We start from the raw sequence: 10,000 nt of genomic DNA, 5'->3' as shown, positions 1-10,000 counted from the left end.
TCAATATCGTTTGCTCAAAAATTAGAGTATACAAACGGGAAAATTTATCAAGACGGAGAACAATTATCTTCTTTTGAAACTAAAACTTTAATGAAAACCGATTTAAAAGCGTTGCATTTATTTAAAAAAGCCAAAACGAAAGAATCGCTTGGTGGTTTTTTGCTTGGTTTAGGAATTGGTGGAACTGTAGCTGATTTAGTAAAAGGTTTGGTATCAAATGAGAAATATCCAACTGTTATTTCCTATGCTGGTGTAGGTTTAATGGCAATTTCGATTCCAATTTTATCGGGAAGAAAGAAAATGGTTCAAAATAGTGTTGATATTTATAATTCGGGTTTACAAGAACAAAAGAAAACTTTAGGTGATAATTTCGAATTGAATCTAGTGAATAATGCTAACGGAGTTGGACTTCGAATTAATTTCTAATGGCAACAGATAAAAACATATTAGCAAAAGGGATAAAATATCTTTCAGGTGCCTTGCCTTTATTATTTCTTGGCCCAATCATTATTAATAGTGCTTTCAAAAACGAAAAGCATCCTTTATACCCTTACATATTAGCATTAGGAATTATTATTGCCTTAGCAGCTATGTTTTTGATATTTAAAGGAATTATGACTTTAGTTAAAAGCTTATTTGATGGTGATAAAAACAATCAATAACAAGATCAATTTCAAAAATTAATTATGAAATTTAAAATACAATATTCTATTTGCAGTTTATTACTACTTACATTGCTAACTTCTTGTTACAATCAAGAACGTAATTGTAAAGATTTCAAAACTGGTAAATTCACATCAGAAACTGAAATCGAAGGCAAAAAATACGCAAGCACATTCGAACGAAACGATTCTATTCAAATTGAAACATACGAAGGAAAAATAGACACTTTTAAAGTTCGATGGACAAATGATTGCGAATACATTATGCAAAATACTCATCCAAAAAATAGAGAAGAGAAAAAAGCAGTTCAAATGAAAATTTTGACTACCAATGCGAATTCCTATACATTTGAATATTCTTTTGTAGGAGATTCAAAAAAACAACGCGGGACTGTAACAAAACTAAACTAGCCGACGTATAACTAGTTTTAAAACTAAAACATAAAAATGGAAGTATTTTTAAATCCCGATGCTTGGATAGCACTTTTGACCTTAACTTTTTTAGAAATTATTTTAGGTATCGACAACATCATTTTCATTTCGATTGTTACGGGAAAATTACCGCAAGAAAAACGTAAAAAAGCTACTAGAATAGGACTTTTCTTAGCCATGTTTATGCGTATCGCATTGCTATTCGGAATTACTTTATTAATTGCCATGAAAGCGCCATGGTTTAGTTTTGACTTTGGTTGGTTCTCAGCAGATATTACAGGTCAAGCTTTAATTTTATTACTTGGAGGCTTGTTCTTAATTTACAAAAGTACCAAAGAAATTCACGAAAAAGTAGACCACAAAGGTGAAGAAGAGAAAGAACTTAAAACTTCTGCAGCTAAATCATTTGCAAGTGTAATTGGTCAAATTTTGTTAATTGATATTATTTTCTCTGTTGATAGTATCTTAACAGCTGTTGGTATGACAAACGGTATCGAAGGTGCCTTAGTAATTATGATTACTGCCGTAGTAATTTCTGTAGGAATCATGATGTTGTTTGCAGTACCTGTTGGGAATTTTGTAAATGCTAATCCATCGATTCAAATTTTAGGTTTAGCTTTCTTAATTCTAATCGGATTTATGTTAATTACTGAAAGCATGCATTTATCTAATGCACAATTAGCAGGGCAACATGTGGGAGCAGTTCCTAAAGGTTATTTGTATTTTGCAATTGCTTTTTCATTGGCTGTTGAATTTATAAACATGAAAATGCGTAAGAAAAACTAATTAAAAAGTTATTACATAAAAAATGTCCCGATATTTTCGGGACATTTTTATTTTATAGAAGATGTGATTACGACAATCCTGTAATCAGACCATTATTATCAATATCAATTCGTTCCGCATTTGGTACCGCTGGTAAACCTGGCATTCGCATTACTTCACCTAAAAGTGGCACAATAAATCCAGCACCACTGGCGATTTCAAACTCACGAACCGTAATATCAAAATTTGTTGGGCGACCAATTAACTTCTCATTATCAGAAAAACTCGCTGGTGTTTTCGCCATACAAATTGAAAAGTGACCAAAACCTAAGTCGTTAATCATTTTTAACTGCGATTTTGATTTTGGAGAAAATTCTACTGAATTCGCACCATAAATCGTTTTGGCTACCACATTAATTTTATGCTCAATACTATCCGATGGTTGGTATAATGGTTGGTAATTGGCTGTTCCTTTTTCAATTTCTTCAATTACTTTTTGCGCTACTTCAGCCGAACCTTTTCCACCCTGAACAAAAGCTGTGTTTACAATAGCACTTACACCTTTTGAAGTACACAATTCCTTCAATTTATCATATTCTGCTTGCGTATCATCTGGAAAAGCATTGATACAAACTACAGGATTTAATCCAAATTGTTGCATGTTTTCAATGTGTTTTTCCAAATTGCAGAAGCCTTTTTCAATCGCGCTTACGTTTTCCGTTTTAAAATCTTCAGCAGCTAATCCCGCGTGATGCTTAATAGCTCTAATCGTAGCTACTAAAACCACAGCATCGGGTTTCAAACCACTTTGTTCACATTTGATATGAAGAAATTTTTCGGCACCTAAATCGGCACCAAAACCGGCTTCTGTTACTACATAATCACCTAACGATAAGCCCATTTTAGTTGCAATTGCTGTATTCGTTCCTTGTGCAATACTAGCAAATGGTCCACCGTGCAAAATGGCTGGATTTCCGTCAATCGTTTGCACTAAGTTAGGTTTAATCGCATCTTTCAATAAAGTTGCCATGGCTCCTACTACATTCAAATCACGAGCGAAAATAGCTTTTCCATCTAACGTTTTTCCAACAAATATATTTCCTAATCGGAATTTCAAATCTTCTAAATCTTTTGCCAAACATAAAATCGCCATCACTTCTGAAGCGGGTGTAATATTGAAACCGTCTTCACGCATGGTACCATTCGCTTTCGCTCCTACTCCAATAATAATCTGACGTAAAGAACGGTCATTCATATCCATCACACGTTTCCATGCAATCGATTTTGCGTCGAGATTTAAAGAATATTTCGTGTTTTGCAAATTGTTATCAATCACCGCAGAAAGCAAGTTATTCGCTTTTTCAATCGCTGAAAAATCACCTGTAAAATGCAAATTGATATCTTCCATGGGTAACACTTGCACATAACCACCACCAGCAGCACCACCTTTTAAACCAAAAACAGGTCCAAGCGAAGGTTCACGTAAAACCGCAATCGCTTTTTTACCGATGTAATTCAAACCATCCGTCAAACCGATAGACATGGTTGTTTTACCTTCACCATATTTCGTTGGTGACATGGCAGAAACTAAAATCAGTTTGCCTTTTGGGTTTTCTTTTTGTAAGTGTAGTGGTAATTTGGCTTTGTACTTGCCGTAAAATTCTAAATCATCTTCTGAAATGTTGATTTTTTTGGCAATATCTTTAATATGAGACATTGTTGCATTTTGCGCAATTTCAATGTCTGATGGGAATGTTGACATGTTGTTGTGTTTTAATTTAGGGCGAAATTAAGTGTTTTATTTGGGATGAAAAATGATAAAAATCAATAAAAAAAACCTGCAAAGTAAAATACCTTGCAGGTCAGAATCTTATTCTAAAGACAACGTAATTTGTCCGTCATCGTCTAATTCTATGTTGAAATCCTGAATATCAGCACCTTCACTTTCATCTGTAGCTTCAGTTTGTGCTTCTGGTTCTTCCAAAATTTCTTCATATGGTAATGGATCCAACAAATTAATTTGCTTTACCTTATCTGTCGTCAATTGGTTACCCAAAGCTTTAATTCCTTTCACCGCAATAAATTGCTCTAAATCAACGATTTGATTTTCTTTTTGAACACCTTTTACTTTGGCATAAATTACCTCAGCAACTGGTCGCCAATCGGTAGAAACAATTTCTAATTGCGATTTTTCGTGTTCCGTAATGAAGATTTCCTCTTTGTTTTCGTTTTCAACTAAGAAACGTTTTACGAAGTATCGGTCTTTTTCTCCACAATAATAAATACAGGAAATCGGTTTGTTTGGATTCCATTTTTCCAATACGATCATATCTTCATCGAAATGCGTAGTCAATTCTGGAATAATGGTTTTCAGTTTTCCAGATTGATTAACAATCAACAAACGATCATTTGGACGGAATTCGCCTAACAACTCGCCTCTTCCATCGACATTTAAACGTTGTACCGTATCATCAAACCAAACTTTTCTTGGACGTAAAGTCGAAATTCCTTTCTCTTTTAATTCGATTTTTTTGATTGGATATTTGGTCACCGTATTTCCACGAGAAGCTCTTCCTTTGATAGCAATATCTGAGAAATCTACATCCCATTTCAGTTTTTTCACGCTTCCTACTTGGCGTAATAAAATGGTAACTACTTCAGCTTCTCCGTTCGGATTAGCTGAGAAATACGACACCATTGAACCTGGTTTTTCTTGTGTTAAATCGTAAAATTTATCACGAGTAACGCCCGAAACATTGAAACGTTTGATGAAAGTAGAACCATTTTTACCATCACGATACATCATGTTGTAAATAGTTCGCTTGTCGTTTTTATCAAAAACCGCAATGTGAATAATGTCCTTTCCAACGAATTTCTTATCATCAACTTTTGAAACCATCATCTTTCCATCGCGAAGGAAAACAATCACATCGTCAATATCAGAACAATCGGCAACGTATTCGTCTTTCTTTAAACCGGTTCCAAAGAAACCTTCTTCACGATTTACATATAATTTTGTGTTTCTTAAAACCACTTTCGTAGCTTCAATATTATCAAAACTTCTTAATTCAGTTTGACGTTCGCGACCTTTTCCGTATTTGTCTTTTAGTTTTTGAAAGAAATCAATTGTATAATCAATAATATGATCCAAATGATGTTTTACTTGTTCCATTTCAGCTTCCAATTTCGAAATCGCTTCATCGGCTTTATCCGAGTCGAAACGTGTAATACGAATCATTGGAATTTGCGTTAATTTTTGCAAATCGTCATCGTTAATTTCACGAACAAATGATTTTAAAAACGGATCAAATCGGTCGTACATATATTTGTACAACGATTCTCTGTCGGAATACAATTTGAAGTCAATGTACATTTCTTCACGAATGAAAATCTTTTCTAAGGTAGAGAAATGCCATTTGTTTTCTAATTCGTCTAACTGAATTTCCAACTCGCGTTTTAGCAAATCAACCGTTCTGTTTGTCGAAATTTTCAACATATCAGAAACACCTATAAACAAAGGTTTATGATTTTCAATCACACAACCTAACGGCGCCACCGAAGTTTCACAAGCCGTGAATGCATACAATGCATCAATGGTTTTATCTGGAGAAACCCCTGGCGGAAGGTGAATTAAAATTTCAACCTCAGCAGCAGTGTTGTCTTCAATTTTCTTGATTTTAATTTTCCCTTTTTCGTTGGCTTTCAAAATACTATCAATCAAAGTTCCCGTATTGGTTGAAAACGGAATTTGCGTAATCACCAAAGTTTGTTTGTCTAATTGACCAATTTTTGCACGCACACGCACACGACCGCCTCGTAATCCATCATTGTAATTGGAAACGTCAGCAATACCAGCGGTTGGAAAATCAGGATATAAGGTAAAAGGTTTTCCTTTTAATATTTTGATAGACGAATCTATTAACTCATTGAAATTATGAGGTAAAACTTTAGTCGATAAACCTACGGCAATACCTTCTGCTCCTTGTGCTAACAACAACGGAAACTTCACCGGAAGATTAATTGGTTCGGCACGACGACCATCGTACGACATTCCCCATTCGGTAATTTTTGGAGAATACAGCACATCGTGTCCAAATTTTGAAATTCGGGCTTCGATGTAACGGGAAGCTGCGGCACTATCTCCTGTTAAGATATTTCCCCAGTTTCCTTGCATGTCGATAATTAGGTCTTTTTGCCCAATTTGCACCATAGCGTCACCAATACTCGCATCTCCGTGAGGGTGATACTGCATGGTGTGTCCAACGATATTTGCCACTTTATTGTAACGACCGTCATCTAACTCTTTCATTGAGTGCATGATACGGCGTTGCACCGGTTTAAACCCGTCTTCAATTGCCGGAACTGCACGTTCCAGAATTACATAGGAAGCATAGTCCAAAAACCAATCTTTGTACATTCCTGTAACTTTGGTAATGGTGTCTTCTGGGTTTTCGTTGTTTTCGTAAAAATGATGTCCCGTTGAAACGTGAATATCGTCAAAACCTTCCTCGTTAGTAGAATCGTCTTGATTATCGAAATTTTCGTCTTCGTTTGGAATGATGTTATCTTCTTCGTCTTTCATTACGATGAATTATAATGTTTCTTTTAATATTTTTCTATAACTAAGTCCAAATTCTTGTTGTCTTAAGTATTCTAAATTAGAGCTTAATGGAAAAATTTCAATTTCTAAATTTTCGTTTTTTGATTTTAAAAATTTATAAAACTCAATAAAATGATTATTAGCTACTACTCTGTTAAAGACAAAATGAAAATCTTTTGTTTTAAATGAATTATTAGAACTCTTAGATGTTTCAATAAATGTATATTTTATTAAATCTTGATAATTGATAATTTGTATCTTCTTTCTGTAAACATATTTGATTTCTATTTCATTCTCTTTAAAATAAATATCAAACATTTCATTATTTATCCATTTAAAACTATAAACAAAAAGTGCTATTCCAAAACTTATCACCATCCATGAAACCCAATCTACAAAAAATGCAATAGCAATAAAATAAAACAATATAGAAACCAATAGCGCTACAAATGGAATTCCAATACCAGAATATATATGATTTATATTTTATCATTACCTAATTCTTCTCCACCACATCCAACTCCACTTTCAAATTGTTAATGATAAACTCTTGGCGGTCTGGGGTGTTTTTACCCATGTAGAACTCTAACAAGGTTTCAATAGAAGTGGCTTTATCTAACATAACAGGATCTAATCGAATGTCTTGCCCAATGAAGTGTTTGAACTCATCTGGTGAAATTTCCCCTAATCCTTTGAATCGGGTGATTTCTGGTTTTGGTTTTAGTTTTTCAATGGCGTTTACTCGTTCTTCTTCGCTGTAACAGTAAATCGTTTCTTTTTTGTTTCTCACACGGAATAGTGGCGTTTGTAGAATATACAAATGTCCGTCTTTGATCAACTCTGGGAAAAATTGCAAGAAAAACGTAATCAACAACAAGCGAATGTGCATACCGTCGACGTCGGCATCGGTTGCAATTACGATATTGTTGTAACGTAAATCACCCATGTCTTCCTCGATATTTAATGCGGCTTGTAATAAATTGAATTCTTCGTTTTCATACACAATTTTCTTTGTCATTCCATACGAGTTCAAAGGCTTACCACGTAAACTGAATACCGCTTGTGTATTTACATCGCGACTCTTCGTAATCGAACCCGAAGCCGAATCTCCCTCGGTAATAAAAAGCGTACTTTCTAAACTTCTTGGATTTTTCGCATCGGTTAAATGCACACGACAATCACGTAATTTTTTATTGTGAAGACTGGCTTTTTTAGCGCGGTCTTTGGCTAATTTTCTAATTCCTGAAAGTTCTTTACGTTCGCGCTCCGCTTGTAAAATCTTACGTAATAACGCATCAGCCAATTCTGGATTTTTATGTAAGAAGTTATCTAATTTCGTTTTAATGAAATCATTCACAAACGTTCTAACCGAAGGACCATTTGGACCAATTTCAGTAGAACCTAATTTGGTTTTAGTTTGCGATTCAAAAACTGGTTCTTCAACCTTTACCGAAACTGCTGAAACAATCGATTTACGAATATCAGAAGCTTCAAAAGGTTTGTTGTAAAACTCTTTGATGGTTTTTACAATTGCCTCACGAAAAGCGCCTAAATGCGTTCCTCCTTGGGTAGTATTTTGTCCGTTTACAAACGAATGGTATTCTTCTGAATATTGTGATTTACTGTGCGTGATGGCAATTTCAATATCATCTCCTTCTAGGTGAATGATTGGATATACCATATCGTCTTCGGCAATATTTTCTTCTAATAAATCTTTTAGTCCAAATTCAGAAACGTACTTTTCGCCATTGTAATAAATGGTTAAACCGCGATTTAAATAACAATAATTTTTAAGCATTTTAATGATGTACTCATTACGATACTTATAGTTTTTAAATATGGTTTCGTCAGCAATGAAGGAAACTTTAGTTCCTTTACGTTTTGTAGTTTCTTGAACGTCTTCTTCAAGAGTAAGATTTCCTGCTGAAAATTCCGCTGCTTTTTGTTGGTTATCACGAACCGATTCTACTCGAAAATAATTCGAAAGGGCATTTACGGCTTTAGTTCCGACACCATTTAAACCTACGGATTTTTTGAAGGCTTTGGAATCGTATTTTCCTCCTGTGTTCATTTTGGAAACTACATCGACCACTTTTCCTAACGGAATACCTCGACCATAATCGCGAACGGTTACCAATTTATCTTTGATAGTGACTTCAATGGTTTTTCCGGCACCCATAACGAATTCATCGATACAGTTGTCCATAACTTCCTTTAACAGAATATAAATACCATCATCAGGCGATGAACCGTCACCTAATTTTCCGATATACATACCTGGACGCATACGAATGTGCTCTTTCCAATCGAGCGAACGTATGTTGTCTTCGGTATATTGATTTTGCTCTAACATAGACAGATTTTGGATTTTGTGCAATATAGTATATATCTCCAAAATTGAGAAAGGAAAATCCGATAAGTTATTGACAAAATATGGTTAAGAAGATAGAAAAAAGAGTTAAGAAAAAAGACTTTCTAATTACTCATAATGTCTAAAAATTCCACTATCCGAAATTGTCCAAAGAGCAGCTTTTTGATTGGCTGCTTTTAAGGCTTGGTTTGCCCAAGAATTGCAAGTGTAAAATAATGAATAACTTCCGTTTGCTTCGTAAAAAACATCGTGTTTTCCGTAAAAGGCATCGGTTTCAATTTTTAGGAAATCGCCTGATTTGATTTGGAAAGATTCGTTAATAAATGCAATTAACTTTTTATAATTTTCTAACGAAATTTGAATCTTTTTGCAAGATTGATTCTCTTTCAAATTTTTATAAAACGTTACATGCATTGCTGACGAACTCAATCCTGAAACCGCTTTTAAAGCTGTACTTGTTTTTAAATCTGCCCAAGTTGGTGTTTCTAAATAAAAACCTTTATCGCCCCAGCCTAAAGCTACATATTGATACGTAGTATCTTTTGATTTTGTTTCTTTAAATTTGAGTTGGTTTGACCAATCGTGATGTTCATTTTTAATTGGCAAAACGATATCGGTATGCACACCGTTTGTTAGAATGTAAATGGGAATTTCTTTTTGATTTTCAACCAAATCTTCGTTTACAGAAATAAAAGACAATAACGTTACGATTAACAAATACGTGACCAATGATAAAATGAAAATCACTATGTATTTCAGCAGCTTTTTGATAATTTTCATTTTGCAATTTTCTTGTATTTTGATTCATAACCAAAGTTTTTAACTTCAAAAAATCTTTTAAATTCAGATCTTGATGGAAAAATCACATACGTTGTCGAATCTAACTGTTTGGATTTTACTTTAGTTATAGAATCCATTTTTCTTAAATCATCATCCGAATACAAATACTTAATTACCAATTTATCTTTATTCAAATAAACCAATTTAGATTGCCAATAAATGGAATCTTTATCACTTATAACCAACTTACCATTAATCCGTTTCGCTTTTTGTTTATCAGAAAAGATAAAAAAAGTATCTATTTCCTTTTTTGAAAATTCAATAGAATCTCCAATAATTTTATCTTCTAAAAAAGTCGTTTCATTTTTGAACCTATATTTACCATTATCG

Annotated in this window: 10 protein-coding genes; 4 read left to right on the top strand and 6 right to left on the bottom strand. The window is 33.9% G+C overall.

Translation table 11 applies throughout. The annotated features are described in order from the left end of the window. The 4 genes from LDL23_RS12530 to LDL23_RS12515 form a co-directional block, all read left to right on the top strand. The coding region (locus LDL23_RS12530; RefSeq protein ID WP_291266006.1) for a hypothetical protein at positions 1–426 on the top strand (426 nt) is incomplete at its 5' end. Beyond that, positions 426–662, top strand: a complete 237-nt coding sequence (locus tag LDL23_RS12525; RefSeq protein WP_026726253.1) for a DUF6095 family protein — start codon at positions 426–428, stop codon at positions 660–662. The genes LDL23_RS12530 and LDL23_RS12525, both read left to right, overlap by 1 nt. Before the next feature lie 24 nt (positions 663–686). Further along, complete coding sequence (locus LDL23_RS12520; RefSeq protein WP_291266005.1) at positions 687–1,073, top strand: DNA topoisomerase IV; 387 nt, start codon at positions 687–689, stop codon at positions 1,071–1,073. 36 nt (positions 1,074–1,109) lie between these two features. After that, positions 1,110–1,880, top strand: coding sequence for a TerC family protein (locus tag LDL23_RS12515; RefSeq protein WP_291266004.1), 771 nt, complete (start codon positions 1,110–1,112; stop codon positions 1,878–1,880). A gap of 67 nt (positions 1,881–1,947) precedes the next feature. On the opposite strand, the gene LDL23_RS12510 is transcribed toward LDL23_RS12515, so the two are convergent. From LDL23_RS12510 to LDL23_RS12485, 6 genes are all read right to left on the bottom strand, one after another. Then, entirely contained in the window at positions 1,948–3,621 is a 1,674-nt protein-coding gene (locus LDL23_RS12510; RefSeq protein ID WP_291266003.1) for a formate--tetrahydrofolate ligase, read from the bottom strand. Positions 3,622–3,729: 108 nt separating this feature from the next. Beyond that, positions 3,730–6,441, bottom strand: coding sequence for a DNA gyrase/topoisomerase IV subunit A (locus tag LDL23_RS12505; RefSeq protein WP_291266002.1), 2,712 nt, complete (start codon positions 6,439–6,441; stop codon positions 3,730–3,732). A 9-nt stretch (positions 6,442–6,450) separates the two neighbouring features. Then, the gene (locus tag LDL23_RS12500) at positions 6,451–6,885 is read right to left on the bottom strand and encodes a hypothetical protein (RefSeq protein WP_291266001.1); all 435 of its coding nucleotides are present in this window, start codon (positions 6,883–6,885) and stop codon (positions 6,451–6,453) included. A gap of 70 nt (positions 6,886–6,955) precedes the next feature. After that, a complete protein-coding gene (locus tag LDL23_RS12495; RefSeq protein WP_291266000.1) occupies positions 6,956–8,812 on the bottom strand; it encodes a DNA topoisomerase IV subunit B in 1,857 nt (618 codons plus the stop codon). A gap of 126 nt (positions 8,813–8,938) precedes the next feature. Further along, the gene (locus tag LDL23_RS12490) at positions 8,939–9,610 is read right to left on the bottom strand and encodes a TIGR02117 family protein (protein ID WP_291265999.1); all 672 of its coding nucleotides are present in this window, start codon (positions 9,608–9,610) and stop codon (positions 8,939–8,941) included. After that, a partial coding sequence (locus tag LDL23_RS12485; RefSeq protein ID WP_291265998.1) for a hypothetical protein occupies positions 9,607–10,000 on the bottom strand: 394 nt, incomplete at its 5' end. The genes LDL23_RS12485 and LDL23_RS12490, both read right to left, overlap by 4 nt.

It is taken from the genome of Flavobacterium sp. (assembly GCF_020217025.1).
GTDB lineage: Bacteria > Bacteroidota > Bacteroidia > Flavobacteriales > Flavobacteriaceae > Flavobacterium.
This window is presented reverse-complemented; position numbering and strand designations above follow the sequence as displayed.

Bases quoted from the DNA above. Each gene is read 5' to 3' on its own strand.
- LDL23_RS12495 (WP_291266000.1), bottom strand. From the start codon at position 8,812: ATGTTAGAGCAAAATCAATATACCGAAGACAACATACGTTCGCTCGAT.
- LDL23_RS12525 (WP_026726253.1), top strand. From the start codon at position 426: ATGGCAACAGATAAAAACATATTAGCAAAAGGGATAAAATATCTTTCA.
- LDL23_RS12505 (WP_291266002.1), bottom strand. From the start codon at position 6,441: ATGAAAGACGAAGAAGATAACATCATTCCAAACGAAGACGAAAATTTC.
- LDL23_RS12510 (WP_291266003.1), bottom strand. From the start codon at position 3,621: ATGTCAACATTCCCATCAGACATTGAAATTGCGCAAAATGCAACAATG.
- LDL23_RS12520 (WP_291266005.1), top strand. From the start codon at position 687: ATGAAATTTAAAATACAATATTCTATTTGCAGTTTATTACTACTTACA.
- LDL23_RS12515 (WP_291266004.1), top strand. From the start codon at position 1,110: ATGGAAGTATTTTTAAATCCCGATGCTTGGATAGCACTTTTGACCTTA.
- LDL23_RS12490 (WP_291265999.1), bottom strand. From the start codon at position 9,610: ATGAAAATTATCAAAAAGCTGCTGAAATACATAGTGATTTTCATTTTA.